A 22,083-nucleotide genomic window follows, 5' to 3' on the forward strand; every position below is an offset into this window, starting at 1 on the left:
CAGTTAAAAATCCTGTCCCCGCTACCAACCCCGCCAGGCCCGGCACCCAAGGTGCCGGGCCTGCCGCGTTTCCGGGGCGCGGCTTCCGTCGGCACCCCGGGTCAACCGTGTCTCTGCGACTGATCGTCAGTCGGGCTCGTTCGCAACTTCGTTGGATTTTATGGGTTGGCCGCTGCCCGCCGCCTCGCCCCGGCGATGGCGCCGGCCGGCCCCGACCTGCAGGGGCACGGCGCGAGCGCAGACACAACTTCTGGTGGCTTTTCGTGGGGAAGCAGCCGCGGCCGGCGTGGCGACAGGGTCCCATGAAGGCTCGAACGCGACCTCGGAGTTCACGCACCGAGCCGCGGCGTCGGTGAGGCGACCGGCGGCCCGTACCCCCGGTGCCGCCGTCCTGCCTCGGTGATCACGAGCGGAGCGGCAATGGATTCGCGTGCGGCTGATGCGGTTCGCGATGGATTCCGCCGCGCCATCGCGAGCCCCGGCGGAGCAGTTCCGAGTGGGGGCGCGAATCGCCTGCTCATCGGCGTCCGGTCTGCACAAAGGCGGCTTCTCCGGCAGTGGTCTGAACCTGCTCCGTGTACTGCCCGATATCGGGCAGGCACCTTGATCGTTCATCGGCAAGTCTCGTAGAGTTCATCTTGTGATCGAAACGAGGCACCCACACGGTGACCTGATCGCGCACCTCACTCGAACGACTCCTTTGAGCCCGGGGGGCGCGGCTCGCGCCGTGGCAGAAGTAATGGCCTACTTCGCGGAACCGGCCGACGACTACGTGCGTCGTCGGCACCGGGAACTGCAACAGGCCGGTCTGAACAACGACGCGATCTTCGAGCGCGTCGGCAAGGAACTGCCGCATCGGCGGGTCACGGCAAAGCCGTTGACCACACGTCAGATGCGACGCATCGTCTACGGCTGACACTGAGATCCATGGGGGACTAGCGGGCCCGGGGGGCGTCCGCCGAGGAGCCGCGCACACCGCGACGTGTGCCGTCGAGCGCTCCCGGCCACCACCGTGCCCGAGGGACGGGGAACTTCTTCGCAGGCCTGATTTCCGGGCCGGGCCCGTGCGTGCCGTGTGCCGCCGGGCGCTTTTCACCGATGTTTCCGGGGCTGTTCGGCGCGCCGCCGACGTTCCGATGTTCTTTCACGTCCAGCGAGCAATTCACTGCTTTCCTGATGATCTCGGCGAATGGCCGCCACCATTATCGTTGAGAGGTAATTCGTCATGTCCGAAATCACTGGCCCCGAGGCCGTCTACTATTCCGTGTCCGACACCCGGATGGTGACCGGCGAGGGCGTCTACCTGTACGACTCGGAGGGCCGCGGCTACATCGACTGCGCCTCCGCCACCTTCAATCTCAGCCTCGGGTACCGGCACCCGGCCGTCATCAAGGCGATGAAGGACCAGGCCGACGAGCTGATCCACGTCACCTCCAGCTTCCAGACGGAGGCGGTCAACCGGCTGTCGCAGCGTCTGGTGGACCTCGCGCCCAAGCGGCTGACGAAGGCCCACCTGAAGGTCTCCGGCGGCTCGGTGGCCAACGAGGGCGCCGTCAAGATGGCGCAGCGGGCCACCGGCAAGCGCGACGTCATCACGCTGTTCCGCAGCCACGTCGGGCAGACCATGATGATGGCGAGCCTGTCCGGCAACGCCTTCCGCCGGGAGCCGTTCGCCCAGCTGTACCCGGGCGGTCTCCAGGTGCCGGACCCGTACTGCCACCGCTGCTTCTACGGCCAGCAGGCCGGCTCCTGCGGCCTGATGTGCGTCGACCGGATCAGTGACTTCCTGGAGTTCGCCAGCAGCGGCAGCGTCGCCGCCGTCCTCATCGAGCCCATCTCGGGCAACGGCGGCAACATCGTCCCGCCGGACGGCTACTTCGCCAAGCTCCGCGAGCTGTGCGACGAGCACAACATCAAAATGATCTTCGATGAGATCCAGACCGGCATCGGCCGCACCGGCCGGATGTTCGCCGCCGAGCACTTCGGCGTCGAGCCGGACGCCATGACCGTCGCGAAGGGCCTCGGCGGCTCCGGCGCCCAGGTCGCGGCGATCCTGGCCAGCGACGAGCTCGCCGGCATGCCCAGCCATGAGCACTCCTTCACCTACGGCGCCAACCTGCTCTCCGCCGCCGCCGCGCTGGCCACCCTCGACGTCATCGACGACCCGGACTTCCTCGCCAACGTGCGGGCCACCGGCAACCACATCCTCGCCCGCCTGGAGGAGATGAGCCGCCGTCACCGCTGCATCTCCGAGGTGCGCGGCGTCGGCCTCATGATCGGCATCGAGATCTCCGAGCCGGACGGCTCCCCGGCCGTCGACCTCACCAACCACCTCGCCCACAAGGCGATGGAGCACGGGCTCATCCTGCGCACCTCCCGCTACGGATTCGGAAACGTCCTCAAGATCCGGCCGCCGCTGACGCTGACCATGGCCGAGGCCGACCTGATCTGCGACCGCTTCGACGCGCTCCTCACGGAGCACGCCGCGTGAGCCCCCACCGCACCGACCACACCGGCGCACCGCCGGCGGGAGGCACCCGATGACCGACACCGACCTCGCCTTCGTGGGCGGCGGCTTCCGCACCACCGGATTCCTGGCCTCCGCACCCGACCTGCTCGCCCACCGCGTGGACGTCTTCGAGCGGTCCGCCGAGCTCGGCCCGGGCGGCTTCGCCGACTACGCGATCACCAGCACCTCTGTCGGCTCCCGGTTCCTCAAGGAGTGCTCCTACCGGGGCCCGTTCGCCGGCCTGCGCGAGGACCCCCGGGTCGCCCGGGTCGCCCGCGCCGAGGAACCGGTGCCGATGGCCCACCTCGCCGCCGCACTCGGCCGCCTCGGCGAGACGCTCGCCGGCACGCTCGGCGACCGCGTCCACCTGGACACCGAGGTCGAGGCCGTGGACCTCGCCGGCGACGGCTCGGGCGCGGTGCTCCGGCTCCGCGGCGGCCGCACCGTCGAGTGCCGGCACGCCGTCCTGGCCACCGGCCGGACCGAGCGGCCGCACCCGGAACTCGCCCCCTGGAGCGCCAAGACGCTGCGCTCCGCCGAGGTCATCAGCCGACGCGGCCGCGACGCGGTGCGCCGGCGGATCGCCGGCCTCGAAGGCGGCCGGATCGCCGTCGCCGGCTCCTCGCACAGCGCCATGTCCGCACTCCGGGTCCTGCTGGAGCTGTTCGACGAGATCCGCCGTACCCGGCCCGACTACCGGGCGCCGTCCGTCGACGTCGTCCAGCGCGGCCCCGCCAGGCTGATGTACCCGAGCCTGCGGGAGGCCGTCGAAGGCCTGGTCCCGGGCCGCGAGCGGCCCGCCGACCCGGAGACCGACGTCTGCCCGGCCACCGGCATCGTCTACCGCGACTCCGGCCTGCGCCACGAGTCCCGCGCGCTGTACTGCGCCCTGTGGGCGGGCGAGGTGCCGCAGGCCCGGATCGTGCGCGCCGCGCGCCTCACCGACGCGGACGAGCTCCTCGACCGGGCCGACCTCGTCGTCCAGGCCCTCGGCTACCACGGCCATGCGCCCGACCTGCTGGTCGACGGCCGGCCGGCCCGCCCCGGGGACTCCGCCGAGCGCCTCGCCCACACCGAGGACGGCGCCGCGATCGTCGGCGGCCTCGCCCGGCCGGCCCTGTCCGTCCTGCGGATCGAGCCCACCCCGACCGCCCTGCGCGACCACGCCGTCTACGGCAGCGGACTGTACGCCCGGCTCGCCGACCGACTCAGGCTCGCCCTCCCGGCCCCGGAGCCGGCCCGGTGACCGCCCCCACCTCCGCCGACCCGGCCGCCGACCCGGCCGCCGCGCCGATCGGCCGCGCCGAACTCGTGGAGAGGCTCCGCACGCTGCTCGGCCGCAGCAAGCACCCCGACCGGCCGCTGGTCGTCGGCATCACCGGGATGGACACCTCCGGCAAATCCCGGCTCGCCGACGAACTCGCCGACGCCCTCGCCCACCGCGCCACCCCCCACCAGGTCGTCCACATCGACGACTTCCACCACCCGCGCGCCCACCGCTACCGGCCCGACCTGCCCGAACCCGAGCAGTACTACGCCCACAGCATCGACTTCGAACGGGCCGCCCGCGACGTCCTGCGCCCGATCCGGGACGAGGGCCGGCTCGACACCGAGCTGACCCTGCTCGACCTGCCGACCGACACCCCCACCCTGCGCCGCCGGTACACCGTGGGGCCGCGGACCACGGTGATCGTCGAGGGCGTCTTCCTCCTCCGGCCCGAAGTCCGCGACCTGATCGACCTGTTCGTCCACCTCGACGTCCGGGAGGACGTCGTCCTCGAACGGGCCCGGATCCGCGACGTCCCGGGCCAGGGCGAGGACGTGATGCGCAAGTACGGCACCAAGTACCTGCCGGCCCAGCGCGCCTACCTCGCCGCCCACCCGCCGGCCCGGCACGCCCACGTCCTCGTCGACAACTCCGACTGGACGAACCCGGTCGTGCTCCGCTGGCCCGACGCGCACGGCGACGACCCGCACGGCAACGACCGGCATGACAACGACGCGCACGACAACGACGCGCACAAGGAGGACCACGATGCGGCACAGCGGTGACACCGGCCCCTTCCGGGCCGTGGTCTTCGACCTGTGGAAGACCCTGGTGCCGCTGCCGGACGAGGTGAAGCGCCGAGCCTTCACCGATACCGCACGCGCCCTCGGCACACCCGAGGCCGAACTCGCCGGGCCGTGGGCACAGACCCGCACCCGCCGGGAGACCGGCCCGCTCGACGGCTACCTGGCCGAACTGCGCGAACAGCTCGGCGCCGACTGGGACGACGCCCGCCTCGCCGAGGCCATGAGGGTCCGCCGCGGCATCCACGGGCAGGGCTTCGCCGCACCGGCACCCGGCGCCGTCGAGACGCTCACCGCCCTGCGCGAGGACGGGCTGTACCTCGGCCTGGTCTCCAACTGCAGCTCCGACGTGCGGGACATGCTCGACCGCTCCGCCCTCGGGCCGCTGCTCGACATCACCGTGCTCTCCGCCGAGGCCGGCCTGATGAAGCCCGACCCGGAGGTCTTCCGGCTCGCCGCCCGCCGCCTCGGCGTCGACCCCGCCGAATGCCTGTACGTCGGCGACGGCCACGACCGCGAACTCGACGGCGCCACCGAGGCCGGGATGACCGCCGTCCTCCTCGACCTCGGCGAGGGCAACCCCTGGCCCGGACGGCGGATCACCGCCCTGCCGCAGGTCCTGCGCCTCGCCGTCCCGTGCTGACGCAGGCGCGCCCGCCGCACCGCGCCGACGACCCGAAACGGAACCAGCCATGAAACGCGTCATCGCCACCAACACCGGCAACACCAAGATCGCCGGGCAGCTCGCCGAACGCGCCGACCTCGACGTGCTGTTCGTCACCGAGCCGCGCTTCGTCGACCAGTATCCGCCCGGCACCGCCCTCGCCCTCGTCGACGACCTCAACGACCCGGAGGAGGCCACCGCGGCCGTCCTCGCCGGACACGACCTCACCGGCTACTCGCACGTGGTCGCGCTGTCCGAGCGCGCCGCCCTGACCGCAGGCCGGCTGCGCACCGCACTCGGCCTGCCCGGACCGTCGTTCGACACCGTGCGCGCGTGCACCGACAAGGCCGCCATGAACCGTGCCCTCACCGACGCCGGGGTACGCACCGCCACCCATCGGACGGCCGGGGACGCGACCGAACTCGCCGACGCCGCACGGGAGATCGGCTACCCGGTGATCGTCAAGCCGGTGCTCGGCTCCGGTGCGGACGCCACCGAGGTGCTCCGCTCCGAGGACGAGCTCCGCTCGCCCGCCGGGCAGGCCTACACCGAGCGGCTCGCCCACCCGGCCACCACCTCCGAGAAGGCCTTCCCGGTCGTCGTCGAGACGTACCTGGACGTCACGGACGAGTACCACTGCGACGGCTACGTCGTCGACGGCCGCATCGCCCACGTCCGCGTCTCCCGCTACCTCAGGCCGGTCCTCGGCTACTCCGACGGCGCGTTCGGCTCGCACCTGATCGACCAGGAGTCCCCGGAGGCGCTGGAGATCCTCGCCATGCACGAGCGCGTCGTCCGCGCGGTCGGACTCCGCGACGGCGTCACCCACTTCGAGGTCCTCGCCACCCCCGGCGGCCTGTACGCCGGCGAGATCGCCTGCCGGCCCGGCGGCGGCGGCATCCGCCGCATGCTCCAGCTCGACAGCGGCTTCGACACCTGGGACGCCCACCTCGCCACCAGCCTCGGCGAGCCCTACCATGCCCCGACCGGCGCCTCGGCAGGCGACCTCGTCGAGATCCTGCTGCCCGCCCGGCGCGGCACCGTCACCGCGATCAGCACCGCCGACGACCTCGCCGCCGTCCCCGGACTGATCGAGGCGGACATCCGGCTGAGCGTCGGCGACACGGTCGGCGGACTCATGGACTCCTCCACCGTCAGCGCCGTCGTCCACGCCCGGTACACCGACCGGGCCGGCCTCGACGAGACCGTCGCCGCCGTGCGGAAGGCCTTCCACATAGAGGTCGAACCCGCGGCCGACGGGCACCCGGGGGAGGAGCGGCCGTGAAGTTCCTGATCATCAACCGGTCCAAGCTCGACACCACGCCCTACCTCCACTGGCTCGGCGACGGCAACGAGGCCGTCCTGATCACCGCCGCCTCCGCCGTCAGCCGCGCCCCCGGCGCCGCCGAGGCCGAACTCAAGGGCTACCTCGAGGTCTTCGTCCTCAAGGACTTCCACGAGAACCCGTCCGTCGAGACCACCGCGATCGAGCTGCACCGGCGCCACGGGTTCGACGCGGTCATCGCCACCAACGAGTTCGACCTGCTGCGCGCCGCCCGGCTCCGCGTGGCACTGGGCATCCCCGGCCAGCAGCCGGCCCAGGCCGAGGCCTACCGCGACAAGCTGCGCATGAAGGACCTGCTGTCCGCCGCGGGCGTCCCCGTGGCGCCCTACGCCGCCGTCCCGCACGCGACCGCCCTGCACGCCTTCGCCGCCGACCACGGCTACCCCGTCGTGGTCAAGCCGCGGCGCGGCGCCGGCTCGATGGGCGTCGAGGTCCTGCGCGACCCCGCGGAGCTCAACGCCTACATCGAGCGCACACCCGCCCTCGGCGGCGACGACGGCGCCCCGCTGATGGCCGAGAAGTACATCGAGCACGACCTCTTCCACATCGACGGCCTGGTCGTCGACGGCCGGCCCGCGCTCATCTGGCCGTCGGCCTGCTCCTCCTGCCTCGGCTACCGCGACGGCGAGGTGCTCACCAGCGCCATGCTCGACGCCCACGACCCGCTCACCGGTGCCCTGCAGGACCTCACCGTCGCCGCCATGGAGGCCCTCGGCCTGGACGACGCCATGGCCTTCCACGCGGAGGCGTTCCTCGCGCCCAACGGCGACCTGCTGCTCAACGAGATCGGCTGCCGGGTCGGCGGCGGCAAGATCTACGAGACGGTCCGGCTCGGCTTCGGCACCGACATGGTCGCCGACCACATCCGCGCGCTCGGCTCCGTCCCGCTCGCCTCCGAGCCGGCCGAGGCGCCCCGGCAGGCCGCCGGGTTCGCGATCTTCCCCGGCCGGCCCGGCACCCTCACCGCCGCACCCGACACCTGCCCCGTCGACGGCGTCGACCAGTACCGGCTCAACGTGCCGGTCGGCACCGTCCTCGGCCGGGCCGAGCACAGCAGCGCCCGGATCGCCTCCGTCGTCGTGCGCGGCGCCGACCGCAACGAGGTCGAGGACGTCCTGCGCAAGGCCGTCGACTGGTTCGAGAGCAGCGCGGTCGTCGAACCGCCCGCCGAGCCGGCCGACCGGCCCTAGCGGACGACCGCCCCCGGCGGCCGGGCCGGACCGCCGAAGGCCCGCCCGGCCGCCCCCTCCCACTCGCGAAAGGCCACCCGTGCACATCGAACAGGCCGTTCTCGTCGTGCCCATGCAGCCGACGCCCAACGGGCGCCTGCACATCGGCCACGGCGCCGGCACCTACCTGCGCGCCGACGTCGTCGCCCGCGCCCTGCGCACCCGCGGCCACCGGGTCGCGGTCATCAGCGGCAGCGACGGCTACGAGGACTGGGTGGTGGCCGCCGCCCGGCCCGACGACCGCAGCCCCCGAGACACCGCCGCCCACTACCACGCCGGTATCAAGCGCGACCTCGACAACCTCGACATCCGGCTCGACCAGTGGGTCGACCCCACCTCGCCCGAGCACACGGCCGACTACCACGCCGTCCACGAGAACACGCTCGCCCTGCTGCGCGACACCGGAGCGGCCCGCGAGGAGAGCGAGCGCATCCCGTTCTCCGTCCGCACCGGCCGCGCCGTGGTCGGCACCTGGATCGCCGGCGACTGCCCGCACTGCGGCCAGCCGTGCGGCGGAGCCACCTGCACCTTCTGCGGCCAGTTCTTCCAGCCCGAAGAGGTCGTCAACCCCCGCTCCAGGCTCGACGACAGCGCCCTCGAATGGCGCGACGAGAAGAACTGGTTCGCCTACCCCGCCGACCCGGCCGCCATCGCCGAGAGCCACCGCCGCACCGGCGTCCCCCCGGTCTTCCTCGAAACCGTCACCCGCTACCTCGACGGGCGCGGCGGCCGCATCCACCTCACCGCGCAGGGCACCTGGGGCATCCAGAGCCCGAGCCTCGACGCCGGCAAGGTCATCGCCAACAGCTACTTCCTGTACAGCGTCTACTGCGGCGAGCTGTACCGGCGAACGACCGGCGCCGCAGTCAACCCCTTCACCCCCGGCAGCGGCGTCACCACCATCGGCGTCTTCGGCAGCGACAACTCCCGCCCCGGCTTCGTCTCCCCGCACGTCATCGCCCAGGGGTCCGGAGGCGCGCTGAAGCCCTTCGACGCCGCGATCGCCAACGGCATGCTGTACTTCGAGGGCCAGAAGTGCTCCACCAGCAAGCGCCACGGCATCTGGCTCAGCGAACTCCTCGAAGGCAGCTCGATCACCGCCGACGAACTGCGCCACCACCTGCTGCACGCACCGCTGGACCACGGCACCGCGGACCTCACCCTGGACGGACTGGTCGCGCAGGTCGCGGAGTTCCGCGCCTGGCAGCACCGGGCACTGCTGCCCGCCGTCGAGGCGGTCCGCGCCGCCCGCGGCCCGGTCACCGCCGGCGCCGCCGTCCTCCGGGCCCTCGACGAGCAGCACGAGGTGCTGCGCCCCGACCGGCTCGACCTGGCGGCCGCCGTCGGCCACCTCGACCGCTGGATGCGCTCCGGGCCCGGCGACGACCCCGCGCAGTGGCTGCTCGGCCTCGCCCTGCTCGGCCACCCCCTGGTGCCGGCCCTCGCCGACCGGATCTGGCACCAGCTCGGCTTCACCGGCAGCCCGACCGCGGCCGACGCCAGGACCGGCTCCACCGGCCCGGTCGGCGAGCCGCTCGTCCCCGCGCCGCCCGCCGAACCGCTGACCGCCGCCTCCCTCCTGCCCTACGTGCACCGGGCCCGGCCGGAGCCCGCCGCGGGCTGACCGGACGTCACCCGGCACCACGCCTCCCATCGGAGAGACACCATGAACATCACCAGCTGGCACGACCACCAGCCCCACGAGCTCGACGAACTCGTCCGCACCGCCGTCGCCCCGCTGCCCGGCTGGAAGGTCGCCGTCGTGTACGGCGCCGCCTCCATCGAGGACCGCCTCTACATGGAGAGCAAGCCGCAGAGCGAGTGGTCCGTCAACGACGTCCTCGGCGGCCTGCGCGAACTCGGCGTCCAGGCTCAGTGGCTCGACCCCACCGACCCCGAATTCCCCTCCCGTGTCATGGAGTTCGACGCCGCCTTCCTCAACACCCACGGCGACTTCGGCGAGGACGGCAACCTCCAGGGCACCCTCGCCTACCTCGGCGTCCCCTACACCGGAAGCGGCGTCGCCACCAGCGCCATCGGCGCCGACAAGCGGCTCACCAAGCTCGTGGTCGCCACCAGCGGCGTCGCCTCACCCGCCCACCAGCGGCTCGCCGACGGCGCCGACACCCCCGCCGTCGACCGCTTCCCGCTCATGCTCAAGGCCGTCAACGGCGGCAGCAGCATCGGCACCGTCCTCGTCACCGAGCCCGACGACTTCCGGTCCACTCTCGGCCGGCTGCGCGAGGCCGGCTTCGGCGACGTCATCGCCGAGACCTTCGTCGACGGCGCCACCGTCACCGTCTCCGCGCTGCGCATCGGCGACCAGGTCGTCCTGCTCCCGCCGATCGCCTGCGCCACCGACCGCGAGTACTACGACGAGTACAGCAAACTCCACGGCGAGAAGGCCGGCTCCGTCCGCTACGAGGCGCTCACCGACATGGCCGACCCGCGGCTGCGGCAGCTGCACGACGCCACCCGCCGAGTCCTCGGCCTGCTCGACCCCGAGGGCGCCGTCCGCGTCGACTTCATCCTCCCCGAGGACGGCGAGCCCCAGCTGCTCGAACTGAACACCCTCCCCGGCGTCCAGCACGGCAGCAACCTGGTGCTCTCCGCCCAGGCCGCCGGAATCCCCTACCGCGACCTGCTCGGCCTCGTCCTGCGCAGCGCCGCCAACCCGCGCAAGCTCGCCCCCTGGACGGACCCGGCGCGCACCGCCCGCGTCACCGCGGACACCCCGCTGCCCGCAACCCGCTGACCGCCAGCATCCGCAGCACGGAGTCAGGAGAACCTTGCTCTACCACGGCTACAACAGCAGGGCCGTCGCAGTCGTCGACGCCTTCGGATCGGGCCACCTGCTCGGGCCCGCCCTCCGCTCCCGCGGCGTCCCGGTCGTCCACGTCCGCAACCACGACGCCCACTTCGAGCAGCAGATCGACACCTTCCACCCCGAGGACTTCCGCGACCGGCTCGACTTCACCGGCGACATCGACGCCACCGCCGGGGAACTCGCCCGACTCGGCGTCCACCACGTGCTGGCCGGCGCCGAGAGCGGCGCGGACGTCGCCGACCTCCTCGCCACCCGCATGGGCCTGCCGACCGCCAACGCGGACGGCTTCGCCACCGCCCGGCGCGACAAACGCGCGATGCACCGCATCCTCGACGACCGCGGTGTCCCGGTGCCCGCGCAACAGCACCTCGACGAGCACCGCACCGTCCTCCGGCGGATCGGCGGCGACCTCGACGGAGCCACCGTCGTCGTCAAACCGCCCGCCAGCGCCGGCACCGACGGCGTCCACGTATGCCGCAGCGCCGCCGAACGGGACGCCGCCGTGGACGCCGTCGTCGCCCGCGCCAACACCTACGGCCAGACCAACGACGGCGTGGTCCTGCAGGAGTACCTCGAGGGCCCCGAATACATGGTCAACACCGTGTCGGTGGACGGCCACCACGCGGCCGTCGAGATCTGGCGCTCCGAGAAGCGGACGATCGACGGCAGCCCCGTCTACGACCGCCAAGTGCTCCAGGACCCGCGGAGCGAGACCTGTCAGGAGCTCCTCGCCTACGTCTTCGACGTTCTCACCCACCTCGGCGTGCGCTGGGGCGCGGCCCACACCGAGGTGATCGTGACCGCACGCGGACCGCTGCTGCTGGAGACCGGCACCCGACTGCCCGGCGGCCACGACCCCTCGCTCGGCCTGCGCGCCCTCGGCACCTGCCACCTCGACGAGGTCGTCCAGTGCTACCTCGCCCCCGAGGAGGTCACGGACCGCGGCCCGACCCGCCCGCTGCGGCAGCACGCCCTCGGCGTCAGCCTCATCTCCCCGACCAGCGGCCGCCTCGTCCGCGACCTGGACCTCCGGCCGATCACCGCCCTGCCGTCATTCCACGGCCTGCGCATCCCGGTGAAGGCGGGCGACCGGATCAGCCGGACCGTCGACCTGTGGACCAAGCCCGGCGGCCTCTACCTGTGCCACGCCGACCCCGAGCGCCTGGAACAGGACTACCGGGCCGTCCGCGCCTGGGAGCAGGCCGAATTCACCAGCGCGACCGCCGACGACTGACACCGCGCGGGCGGCTGCCGGCCCCGCCCGGCAGCCGCCCGGGCGAGTACCCGACGAGCATCCCAGGACCACCCGAGGAGACCCATGGAAGCACCACCGGACACAGCCCCGGCCCCGCCGGCCGCCCACCGCGAAGAGACCACGGCCCGGTCCACCAGGCACCTGCTGCGCCATCGCGCCCTGCGCCGGCTGTTCGCCGCACGCGGCATCTCCGTACTCGGCGACATGCTGGCACCGGTCGCCCTCGCGTTCGCCGTCCTGGAGAGCGGAGGCGGAGCCTCCGGACTCGGCACGGTCCTCGCCGCCCGCGCAGTACCGAGCATCGGCCTCGTCCTGATCGGCGGCGTGATCGGCGACCGCTACCCCCGACGGGCCGTCATGGCCTGGTCCAGTCTGGGAGGCTTCGCCACCCAGGCGGCCTGTGGCGCCATGATCCTGCTCCACCACGCGCCGCTGTGGGCGATCGCCGCCCTGGCCGCCGTCCGCGGCGCCACCGGCGCCTTCTTCAACCCCGCCTCGACCGCGGCCGTCGCCGAGGTCGCGCCCGAGGGCAGGCTCCAGGAGACGTACAGCCTCTTCTCCCTGGTCGGCAACACCGCCGAGATCGCCGGCCCCGTGCTCGCCGGCCTCCTGCTGGCCGTCGTCGACCCCGGCTGGATCCTGCTCGCGGACGCCGCGACGTTCCTCGCCGGCGCGGCACTCGTCGTCCTCGCCGGCCCCCTCGGCAACCCGCCCCGCGGCGCGCGCAAGCCCGTTGTCCGGGACATCGCCGAGGGCCTGCGCTGCGTGGCCGAACGGCACTGGCTCGCCGCCCTCATCCTCAGCGCCACCGCCTTCCAATTCTTCCTGCTCTCCGCACTGAACGTCCTCGGACCGGTCGTCGCCCGGGACAACCTCGGCGGCGCCTCCGCGTGGGCCGTCATCGTCACCGCGCTCGGCGCCGGCGGACTGTGCGGAACCGCGCTCTCCCTCAAGTTCCGGCCCGCCCGGCCGCTGCGCACCGGGTACCTGGTCATGGTCCTCGGCGCCGGACCGACCCTCCTGCTGCTGGCCGTGCCCGCGGCCCTGCCGCTGATCGCGGTCTCCGAGTTCGTCTCCGGCGCCGCCATCGCCCTGTTCACAGCCATGGAGTCGGCGGCGATCGCCAAGGAGGTGCCCCGCGAGCTGCTCTCCCGCGTCGATGCCGTGAACCGCTTCGGCTCCATGGCGCTGCGCCCCCTCGGCATGGCCGTGATCGGCCCCCTCGCCGCGGCCTGCGGGACGACCACCACCCTGATCTGCGCCGCGGCCGCCTCGCTGGCCGCCATGCTGATCCCGCTGGCCGTGAAGGACGTCCGAGCCCTCACCGCCTGACCCGCCCGACCGGAACACGCCGCCCGCCCGCACACCGCCCCGACCCCAGGAGAGACCCCCATGACCGCCGACGTGATCGTGATGGCCGATCCGCGCGTCACCGGCCTGCCCGCCGCCGACTGCGGACAACCCCTGGTCGACCTCCGCGACCTCGGCCTCCTGGTCCTCGACCGGCGCAAGGCCGACGCCGACGGCTCGTTCGCCCACGTGCGCCGGGAGGTCGCAGAGCGCCTGGCCGACGCCGCGGCGCTGCTCCCGTCCGACCTCCGCTTCCGCTTCGTGGAGGGCTACCGCCCCCCGGCGCTGCAGCGCACCTACTTCACCGCCTACCGCGACCGGCTGCGGGCCCTGCACCCGGACATGCCGGACGGCGAACTCGACCTCGCCGCCAGCCGCTACGTGTCACCGCCGCACGTCGCCCCCCACTCGGCGGGCGCCGCCATCGACCTGACACTGTGCACGGCGGACGGCACCGAACTGCCCATGGGCACGGCGGTCAACGCCTCCCCGGAGGAGAGCCGGCTGCGCTGCTACACGGCCGCCCCCGACATCGACCGGGCGAGCCGGGCCAACCGCGACGCCATGGGGCGCGCCCTGTCCGCCGCAGGCTTCGTGAACTATCCCACCGAGTGGTGGCACTGGTCGTACGGCGACCGGTACTGGGCGATGGCAACCGGCCGGGGCGAGGCCGTCTACGGCCCGGTCGACCGGGAACCCATCGCGGGGTCCGTGTGATCGGCGCGCGCCCACCCCGGGCCGGCGCGGCGGTTCCGAGCGGAATCCTCGCTCCGGTCCGCCACCGGGTTCCCTACCACGCGCAGTGGGAGTCCCCGGAACTCGTCGAGGCCATCACCACCGGCCGGACGGACGCCGCCGACGATCCGCACTGGGCCCGATCCGGCGCCGACTCAGCGGAGGACTACCGGTTCTGGTCCTGGCGGCTGTGCGGCATGGCCTGCCTGCGCATGGCCCTCGAGCATTGGCGCGCCGAGCGGCCCGCCCTGGTCGACCTCGGCCGGGAGTACCTGGAGGCCGGCGCCTACGTGCGCCGCGAGGGCGGGCTGCACGGACTGATCTACGAACCGTTCGCCCGCCACACCCGGCGGCGGTTCGGGCTGGCGGCGGAGGCCCGGCCCTGGCTGCCGCTGCGCGAGACCGGATGGCAGCTGGCGGCCGGGAACCTGGTGATGCTGTCGGTCCACCCGTGGATCCGGCGGGGTGACACCGAGCCCCCCACACGCGGCGGCCACCTCGTGCTGGCCGTCGGCGCCGGGCCCGAGGCGGTCACCATCCACAACCCGTCCGGCTGGCACGGGCAGTCCCAGGAGTTCGTCGATGTGCCGTGGGCGGTCGCGCAGCGGTACTACGCGGGCCGCGGCGTCGTCCTCGGCCCCGGGCCGGCCACCCCCGGCCACACCGCCGGGAAGGCCCGTTTCCCCGCGTCGGCGAGGAGACCGGGGAGCTCCGCCATGTCCGAGAAGACCACCGTGCCCGGGCCCTCGAGCCACTCGGACGGCGTCAGCCCGCCCGCGTAGCCGAAGGAGCGCATGCCGGCCGCGCGGGCGGCCTCGACCCCGAACCGACTGTCCTCGACGACGACGCACCGGCCCGGCGCGACGCCCAACACGGACGCGGCGTGCAGGAACAGGTCCGGGGCCGGCTTGCCGTTGGCCACCTCCTCGGCGCTGAAGATCCGTCCCGCGAACCGCGGGTGCAGACCGGTGAGGCCCAGCGTGGTGCGCAGCCGCTCGTGACTGCTGCTGGACGCCACACAGGTGGGCCGGCACAGGCCGATCGCGTCCAGCGCCGCCACCACGCCGGGCACCGGCGTCAGTTCTGTTGCGAACGCGTGGTCGTACAGCGGCTGGAACTCCGCCTCCCACCCGTCCGGCAGGGGCCGGCCGAGGTGCGTCTCGATCTCCGCGACCATGGCGGCATGGGAGCGGCCCACGAAGCGGCGGACGATCTCGTCCGTCGTCAGCTCCCAGCCCAGCGCGGCGAGCACCACGGCATCCACCTGCACGGCCAGCCGCTCGCTGTCGATCAGGACACCGTCGCAGTCGAAGATGACAAGGTCGATCGAATCCGTCATCCGCGAAGTCTACTCGAGACATGATCTTGGTCGTCGGCGCGGGCCGCGGGCGCAGGCTGCACCGCACCGTGACAAGGTCCGTGGACGGGACGGCCGCAGCGCCGTCAGGTTCCCCGTTCCTGCGGGTGACGGCGAAGACGGGCGGAGACGGCGGTCGGTGCGGGCCCGGCGATGCCAGTTGACGCTCCCTCATCGCACGCTGTCTCGTACCCGACGGGGCCGGTCACGCCGACTCCCCGCCGTGCTCGGCGTGATTCGTGTCGGCTGCCGCGGTTTCAGTTCCGCGCGGTGCTGGGTTGGTTCACCGGCGCCAGCGGTCCTGGCCGGGGCCCTTGCACGGTAGGTGACGCCGTTCTTGCCGATCCCGGTCAAGGTGGTCCGGGTCACGGGTCTGTCCCGGCGGTCGGCGACGGCGTCGGCGGTGCGCGGCGTCGGTGGGATCCGGCGTTCGGGCAGGTCGGCGGCGGGGCGTGGCACGGCACGGCGGGCGGCGGCTCGGGTGGTTCCCGGCCGTACATGTCACAGCACTGTCCTGGGGGCGGCCCGGGCGGAACGGTTCGTCCGGGCGGGCGGTCCTGGTCTTCGGAAACCCGCTCGCGCCGAGCACCAGGCGCCGCCGCCCGACCCGGAGGAAAACACCATGCGCGTCCGCAAGCTCGCCTTCGCCGCCCTGGCCGTCACCGCCGCCCTCTCGCTCACCGCCTGCCAGGACGACGAGACGGGCACGCAGGGCGCCCCGACCGCCGCCCCGACCGCGTCCACCGGCGCCTTTCCCAGCGGCGGCCCGGCCTCCGGCGGCCCGGCTTCGGGCGGTCCGGCTTCGGGCGGTCCGGGGAAGGGCAGCACGCCGCCCACCGCCGCACCGGCCGGCTCCACCGGGGCCGGGAAGACCGCCAAGTGCCGGACCACAGACCTGACCGTCACCGCCGCGGACCGCACCATCACCGGCGACGCCGACAACACCGTCGTGGTCGAGCTGAAGAACCACAGCGGCAAGGACTGCACGCTCTCCGGGTACGCGGGCGTCGACCTGAAGACCTCCGCAGGCACGCTGTCCGCGAAGCGCTCCGGCGAGCCGGTCGTCACGGGCGTCGTGAAGAACGGCAAGTCGACGTACTTCGGCATCAGTTACCCGGCCAACACCTCGGGCGGCTCCGGCGTCCGGATCACCGGCCTGGTGGTGACCCCGCCGGACGAGACCCATTCGGTCACCCTGCCCTGGCCGGGCGCCGGCTCGCTGCCCGTCACGGACGGCAGCGGATCCCCGGTGAGGATCGGCCCGATGGGAAGCGCCGGCCAGGGCGAGTGACGACGGGCGCTCCGCCCGGGCCCGGTCCGTCGGCAGCTATGTCGCTGTGCCGCTTCCTTCGGGCCATCGTGCTGACCGGTGGATGTGGCGCATCGCGGTGCCGCGGGCGGAGGACGTCGATGGGGGAGACGGGTCGTGGCGGCTCGCCCGGGCACCGAGCGGGAGGGCCAGTCCGCTCTGGTGCTCTTTACCGCTGCGCCGGCCGGCTACCTCCTCACCGCTGCTCTGCAGACCCGGCCCCGTGCGGGCGTACCTCGCCGACCGCGGCCACCGTCTCCCGGCGGGCATCTGCGAGGTACGCTCCTCGGCTGGACCGACCATCCGCGTCGTACCGGCGGGGCGGGCGGGTGTCGCGGGGCGACCGAGCGGGTCGAGAGAGAGCGAGCCAGGGCATGGACGATCGGACCGTCTCCCGCAGGGCCGTCCTTGCGGCCGGCGTGCTGGGGGCCGCGGGTGCTGCGGGCCTCGCCGGGTGTTCGGGCGGCGGAGCGGGGCCGCAGAGCTCGCCGCGGGCGACGGGCTCGACCGGGGCTGCGCCCTCGGCCTCCGTGAGCGTGTCGCCGTCCGCGTCCCCCGGCTCGCCGAAGGCCGCCGACTGGGCGGGGCTGGCCCAGGATCTGGACGGGCAGGTGATCCGCCCCGGGGATGCGCGGTACGCCGCGGCCGGCCGGCTGTTCCAGCCGCAGTACGACGCGCTCCGGCCGCAGGGCGTCGCCTACCCGGGGCACGCCGAGGACGTGGCCGCCTGTCTGGCCTTCGCGCGCCGGTACGGGCTGCCGGTGGCCGCGCGCAGCGGCGGGCACAGCTACGCCGGCTGGTCCTCCGGGAGCGGGCTGGTGATCGACGTCAGCCGGCTGGCCGGGGTGTCGGGGGACGCGGCCGGGGCACGGGTCGGTGCCGGGGCGCGGCTCATCGACGTGTACACCGCCCTGGCCGCCGCCGGGGTCACGGTGCCCGCCGGGAGCTGCCCGACGGTCGGGGTCGCGGGCCTCACGCTCGGCGGCGGGATCGGCGTCACCGGCCGGGCCTACGGGCTGACCTGCGACAGCCTCACCGGGGCGGAGGTGGTGACGGCCGACGGCCGGATCCGGACGGTCGACGCCTCGTCGGAGCCGGATCTCTTCTGGGCGCTGCGCGGCGGGGGCGGCGGCAACTTCGGGGTCGTCACGTCGTTCTCCTTCCGGACGCATCCGGCCGCCGACTGCTCGTACGCGTTCCTGAGCTGGCCGTGGTCCAAGGCGGCGGCCGTCATCGGGGCCTGGCAGGCCTGGGCGCCGGCGGCGCCGGACGCGCTCTGGGCGGACCTGCACCTGCTGGTGTGGGCGGACGGGCGGACCCAGCTGGGCAGCACCGTCACCTATCTCGGCCCGAAGGGCGAACTGGCCGACCTGATCGACCGGTTGGCCATCGCCCCGACCGCGCCGACGCTGCACGGGGCGTCCTACCTGGCGACCATGCAGGCGATGGGCGGTGTCTCCGGGTACTCGCAGGCCGCCTCGCACCTGCCGGGCAGCCTGCCCGGCCAGAACCCCGCCGGGCGGGTGTCCCGCGAGTCGTACGGCGCCAAGTCCGACATCTTCACCCGGCCCCTCGACGACGCCGGCGCCCGTGCCCTGATCGCCGCCATCGAGCGATACCCGCGCACCGGCCCGCAGGGCGGCAGCGCCGGGGTGGCGTTCGACGCCCTGGGCGGTGCGATCAACCGGGTGGGTGCGGGCGACACCGCCTTCGTCCACCGCGACGGTCTCTTCACGGCGCAGTACACCGCCAACTTCCCGGCGGGGGTGACCGGGGGCACCGACGCGGATCGGTCCTGGAGCTGGCTGGACGGCGTGTGGACGGCGATGCGTCCCCACGCGAGCGGGCAGGCCTACCAGAACTACGTCGACCCCCGGCTGGACGGCTGGGAGCAGGCGTACTACGGGGCGAACGCGGCCCGCCTGCGGAGCGTCAAGCGCAGCTACGACCCCACCGGGCTGTTCCGGTTCCCGCAGGCCGTGCCGCTCGGCGGCTGACGCGCCCACGGCCGGGGCCGGCCGACGTGGGCGGGCACTACGGAGGAGGAGGCCCCACGGGCCGGCAGCGGTCCACCCGCGGCCTGACCGGCGCCCCGCCGCCGACGGCTTTCGGGGAGTGCCCGACAGGGGCCCTCAGGCCGGAGATACTGCGGTCATGGTCTTCTACGTGCTCGCCGCCCTCCTGTTCACCCTGTTCGCGGCGGACATGCTGATCGGCCTCACCACCCGGGACAGGAGCGAGGGGTCGCGCTGGGAGAGGTGGCAGATCTTCGGCTACGGACCTCTGTTCGTGACCGTCTGCCTGGCGCTGGCCCTGGACGTCTTCCTCGAACCAGGCTGGTCTTGGGCCGCCCGGCGTCCCGTCCTCCTCGGACTCCCCGTGGTGGCCGGTGTGTTCGGGGTCGGTTGGTTCGTCACCTTCCGCCGCCGCTTGCGGAGCCTCCTCCGCGCGAGAAGGGCCGCCCGCGGGTCCACGGAGCCGCTGACCTGACGGCCACGGGTGGCGGGCCAACGCGGTCAGCCGCTCAGTGCTCAAGGCCACGCAGTGCGCCTGACAGGGCACACCCGGAACTCGCGCCGAACAGCATCCCGCTGCACCGCATCGTGCCCGCGACCGCCCGTGGGACAGCCCACCAGTTACCACTCGCTGGTGGGACTTCCGACCTGCCCCCGTCACCCGCACGTTGACCCGCACCTCCGGGGCGGCCGGGCTCAGCCGGCCGGACACACCAGGAGATTGCCGAGGTAGCCGACAAGACGTCAGGCATGCCGCACACGAGGGAATCCGCGCAGGTAGAGCAACGCCTACCTGCTAGATTCCTCGACCGCCCGTCAGTTCGATGAAAGGCAACATTCATATGCGTATACGCAACACCCTCGGTGCGATGGCTGTCGCTGCCACCGTCGGCCTCACCACTCTCGTCACCGCGCCGGCCGCTCACGCCGGTGCGTACGGCTGCACCCGGGACGGCGTCGCGGCGAACCTGGTCTACACGAAGACCATCCCGACGATCAGCGGTGGCACCGGCGGTGAACTGCGCACCTACTGGGACGGGTACGCGAACTGCTCGGTCTTCGTGAAGTCCGCCTACGCGGGCACCAAGACCTACACGATCCTGTACATAACGGATTACAACTACGACGGCGGCGGCTCCAACAACGGCGGGATGTTCGCCAGCTACGCCGGCCCCGTCTGGGTTCACGCGGTGAACGAGTGCATCAGGGAGCACATCTACATGGAGGACCCGAACGGCAATCCCGTCGTCGACTACACCACCGGCTGGCACTCCTGCGGCTGACCCGCTCGGCCACCGGACAGGGCACCCGCCGGGGCGGGCGCCCTGTCCGGTTCGGATGTGGTGCCGATGTTCGCTCCCCTCCGGGCCGGCGTGGATGGCCCGGCCCCGGCTCTCGGGTCATTCTCCGTCGCCCGTTCCAGCAGCCGGGACGTTCCCATCCCTTGATCTTCGCAGGGAATCCCGGCCTCTAGGCCGGGCGGGAATGCGATCCTTGGCCCGGAGGCGCGGAGCGCCGTAGCTCTCTGCGCCTCTGCCGTGAGGGTCAGACAGGCCGCTTCTGGTTCTCGATGTACTCCCTGACGATGCTCAGCGGTGCGCCACCGCAGGAGCCGGCGAAGTAGGAGGGTGCCCAGAAGACGGAACCCATGCCGATCCGGTTGATCCGTCCGGTGTACTCGGCACGCAGGTACCGGGAGCTGACTCCCTTGAGGCTGTTGACCAGCTTGGAGATCGACACCTTCGGCGCGTAGTGCACCAGGAGGTGTACGTGATCACCTTCGCCGTTGAACTCGCGCAGCTGGGCGCCGAAGCTCTTGCACACGTCCCGCATGATCGTCTCGCACCTGGTGAGCATGGCGTCGTCGAAGATGTCTCGCCGGTACTTGGTGACGAACACCAAATGGACGTGCAGGTTGTAGATGACGTGGTTTCCACGGCGAATATCGGGGTCTGGTTCCCAGCGAGGTGACATGGACCAAGTGTAGTATGATCTCCGAAACCAGGCCGAAGGGGGTGGGCCGCGTTGATCCGTGCGTACAAGTTCCTCATGCGGCCCACCGTGGGTCAGACGCAGGCGCTCGGCGAGATGCTGCGCGATCACTGCTCGCTCTACAACGGAGCGTTGCAGGAACGCCGTGACGCCTACCGGCACCTCTCCAAGACCTCGATCACGTACGGCCGGCAGTCCGCGCAGCTCAAAGAGATCCGGGCCTTCGACCCGGAGCGTCAGGGCCGCTGGTCGTTCTCTTCGCAGCAGGCCACGCTTCGGCGTCTGGACAAGGCGTTCGCGGCGTTCTTCCGCCGGGTCAAATCCGGCCAGACGCCCGGCTATCCGCGCTTTCGTGGGGTCAACTGGTTCGACACGGTGGATTTCCCGAAGGACGGCGACGGCTGCCGCTGGGACTCCACCCCGTACGACCCCGTCACCCGCGTCCGCTTCCAGGGCGTCGGGCACGTCAAGGTCAACCAGCACCGGCCCGTGGTCGGCAAGGTCAAGACCGTGTCCGTCAAGCGCGAGGGCAAGCGCTGGTACGTCATCTTGACCGCCGAGCAGCCCGAGCCCGAACCGCTGGAGCCCACCGGGGCCGTGGTCGGCATCGACATGGGCATAGCCAACTTCCTCGCCGACTCCGACGGCGCCTTCGTGCCCAACCCCCGCCACGCCCGCGCCGCCGCCGCGAAGCTCGAAGCCGCACAGCAGGCCCTGTCCAGGTTTCCCCCCGTGCGCCGGGACAAGCGCACCCGCAACCACCAGCGAGCCGTTCAGCGCGTCGCCGCCCTGCACCGCAGGGTGCGCCGCCAGCGACTCGATCACGCGCACAAGACCGCGTTGATCCTGGTCCGTGAGCACGACGTCATCGCGCACGAAGACCTCAAAATCCGCAACATGGTCAAGGCCCCCGAGCCCAAGCCGAACCCCGACCACCCGGGCAGCTTCCTGCCCAACGGCGCAGCGGCCAAGGCCGGACTCAACCACTCGATCTCGGACGCCGGATGGGGGGTGTTCCTGACGATCCTGCACGCCAAGGCTGAGAGCGCCGGACGGGAAGTGATCGCAGTGGACCCCCGCAACACCTCCCGGACCTGCCCCGAATGCCGGCACGTCGCCAAGGAGAACCGGCCCGATCAGGCAACCTTCCACTGCGTCGGCTGCGGCCACCAGGCGCACGCCGACACAGTGGGAGCCATCAACGTTCTACGGGCCGGGCTGGTCCGTCGCGACGCCAACCCGGCTTAGCGAGAAGCCCCGGCGTTCACGCCGGGGAGGAGTCACGCGTCTCGGTCCACCAGCCCGGGTCCTTCAGGCCGGGCCACTCCGTGCGCACCCGTGGAAGGTGGTCTGCGCCGGTACCGCTGCCCAGTCGGCCCGCCTGCCCGCCGACTCCAGCCGCCACATCCGGTCGCCGCAGGGCGCC

General features: G+C 72.8%; 19 protein-coding genes. 17 read left to right on the top strand and 2 right to left on the bottom strand.

Going from position 1 to position 22,083, the window contains the following annotated elements; all coding sequences use genetic code 11:
* Positions 1-640: 640 nt before the first annotated feature.
* The 12 genes from AB0P35_RS35130 (at position 641) to AB0P35_RS35185 (ending at position 13,966) form a co-directional block, all read left to right on the top strand.
* Positions 641-916, top strand: a complete 276-nt coding sequence (locus AB0P35_RS35130) for a hypothetical protein (protein ID WP_095877828.1) — start codon at positions 641-643, stop codon at positions 914-916.
* A gap of 309 nt (positions 917-1,225) precedes the next feature.
* Positions 1,226-2,491 carry an aminotransferase class III-fold pyridoxal phosphate-dependent enzyme gene (locus tag AB0P35_RS35135; RefSeq protein ID WP_363519076.1) on the top strand — a complete coding sequence of 422 codons (1,266 nt, stop codon included), beginning with the start codon at positions 1,226-1,228 and terminating at the stop codon, positions 2,489-2,491.
* A gap of 49 nt (positions 2,492-2,540) precedes the next feature.
* Entirely contained in the window at positions 2,541-3,755 is a 1,215-nt protein-coding gene (locus tag AB0P35_RS35140; protein WP_363519079.1) for an FAD-dependent oxidoreductase, read from the top strand.
* Positions 3,752-4,561, top strand: coding sequence for a hypothetical protein (locus AB0P35_RS35145; RefSeq protein WP_363519082.1), 810 nt, complete (start codon positions 3,752-3,754; stop codon positions 4,559-4,561). The genes AB0P35_RS35140 and AB0P35_RS35145 overlap by 4 nt, the downstream gene beginning before the upstream one ends.
* Positions 4,545-5,222, top strand: coding sequence for an HAD family hydrolase (locus AB0P35_RS35150; protein WP_363519084.1), 678 nt, complete (start codon positions 4,545-4,547; stop codon positions 5,220-5,222). The genes AB0P35_RS35145 and AB0P35_RS35150 overlap by 17 nt, the downstream gene beginning before the upstream one ends.
* Positions 5,223-5,271: 49 nt before the next feature.
* Positions 5,272-6,528, top strand: coding sequence for a hypothetical protein (locus tag AB0P35_RS35155; RefSeq protein WP_363519087.1), 1,257 nt, complete (start codon positions 5,272-5,274; stop codon positions 6,526-6,528).
* Positions 6,525-7,778 carry an ATP-grasp domain-containing protein gene (locus tag AB0P35_RS35160; protein WP_363519090.1) on the top strand — a complete coding sequence of 418 codons (1,254 nt, stop codon included), beginning with the start codon at positions 6,525-6,527 and terminating at the stop codon, positions 7,776-7,778. Before AB0P35_RS35155 ends, AB0P35_RS35160 begins: the two co-directional genes overlap by 4 nt.
* 112 nt (positions 7,779-7,890) lie before the next feature.
* A complete protein-coding gene (locus tag AB0P35_RS35165) occupies positions 7,891-9,441 on the top strand; it encodes a class I tRNA ligase family protein (protein ID WP_363519092.1) in 1,551 nt (516 codons plus the stop codon).
* Between the two features lie 42 nt (positions 9,442-9,483).
* Positions 9,484-10,572 carry a hypothetical protein gene (locus AB0P35_RS35170; RefSeq protein WP_363519095.1) on the top strand — a complete coding sequence of 363 codons (1,089 nt, stop codon included), beginning with the start codon at positions 9,484-9,486 and terminating at the stop codon, positions 10,570-10,572.
* Positions 10,573-10,606: 34 nt separating this feature from the next.
* Positions 10,607-11,878, top strand: a complete 1,272-nt coding sequence (locus tag AB0P35_RS35175) for an ATP-grasp domain-containing protein (protein ID WP_363519098.1) — start codon at positions 10,607-10,609, stop codon at positions 11,876-11,878.
* An 84-nt stretch (positions 11,879-11,962) separates the two neighbouring features.
* On the top strand, positions 11,963-13,231 hold the full coding sequence (locus AB0P35_RS35180) for an MFS transporter (protein ID WP_363519101.1): 1,269 nt from the start codon (positions 11,963-11,965) through the stop codon (positions 13,229-13,231).
* A gap of 60 nt (positions 13,232-13,291) precedes the next feature.
* Positions 13,292-13,966: a M15 family metallopeptidase gene (locus AB0P35_RS35185; protein WP_363519104.1), complete on the top strand. Its 675-nt coding sequence runs from the start codon at positions 13,292-13,294 to the stop codon at positions 13,964-13,966.
* A 628-nt stretch (positions 13,967-14,594) separates the two neighbouring features.
* Here AB0P35_RS35185 and AB0P35_RS35190 read toward each other — a convergent pair.
* On the bottom strand, positions 14,595-15,323 hold the full coding sequence (locus tag AB0P35_RS35190; RefSeq protein WP_363519107.1) for an HAD family hydrolase: 729 nt from the start codon (positions 15,321-15,323) through the stop codon (positions 14,595-14,597).
* A gap of 640 nt (positions 15,324-15,963) precedes the next feature.
* Between AB0P35_RS35190 and AB0P35_RS35195 the strand changes: the two genes are divergently transcribed.
* The 4 genes from AB0P35_RS35195 (at position 15,964) to AB0P35_RS35210 (ending at position 19,948) form a co-directional block, all read left to right on the top strand.
* Positions 15,964-16,632, top strand: a complete 669-nt coding sequence (locus AB0P35_RS35195; protein ID WP_363519110.1) for a DUF4232 domain-containing protein — start codon at positions 15,964-15,966, stop codon at positions 16,630-16,632.
* Between the two features lie 548 nt (positions 16,633-17,180).
* Positions 17,181-18,647, top strand: coding sequence for an FAD-binding oxidoreductase (locus tag AB0P35_RS35200; protein WP_363519113.1), 1,467 nt, complete (start codon positions 17,181-17,183; stop codon positions 18,645-18,647).
* A gap of 157 nt (positions 18,648-18,804) precedes the next feature.
* Positions 18,805-19,140, top strand: coding sequence for a hypothetical protein (locus tag AB0P35_RS35205; protein WP_363519116.1), 336 nt, complete (start codon positions 18,805-18,807; stop codon positions 19,138-19,140).
* Between the two features lie 394 nt (positions 19,141-19,534).
* Positions 19,535-19,948, top strand: coding sequence for a hypothetical protein (locus AB0P35_RS35210; RefSeq protein ID WP_363519119.1), 414 nt, complete (start codon positions 19,535-19,537; stop codon positions 19,946-19,948).
* 262 nt (positions 19,949-20,210) lie between these two features.
* Here the strand turns inward: AB0P35_RS35210 and tnpA are convergent, their stop codons facing one another.
* A complete protein-coding gene (gene tnpA / locus AB0P35_RS35215) occupies positions 20,211-20,639 on the bottom strand; it encodes an IS200/IS605 family transposase (protein WP_363519121.1) in 429 nt (142 codons plus the stop codon).
* Positions 20,640-20,690: 51 nt separating this feature from the next.
* Here tnpA and AB0P35_RS35220 point away from each other — a divergent pair, with 51 nt between their 5' ends.
* Positions 20,691-21,905 carry a transposase gene (locus AB0P35_RS35220; RefSeq protein ID WP_363519124.1) on the top strand — a complete coding sequence of 405 codons (1,215 nt, stop codon included), beginning with the start codon at positions 20,691-20,693 and terminating at the stop codon, positions 21,903-21,905.
* Positions 21,906-22,083 lie beyond the last annotated feature (178 nt).

Origin of the sequence: Kitasatospora sp. NPDC085879, assembly GCF_040686255.1 — a bacterium.
Taxonomy (GTDB): Bacteria; Actinomycetota; Actinomycetes; order Streptomycetales; family Streptomycetaceae; genus Kitasatospora.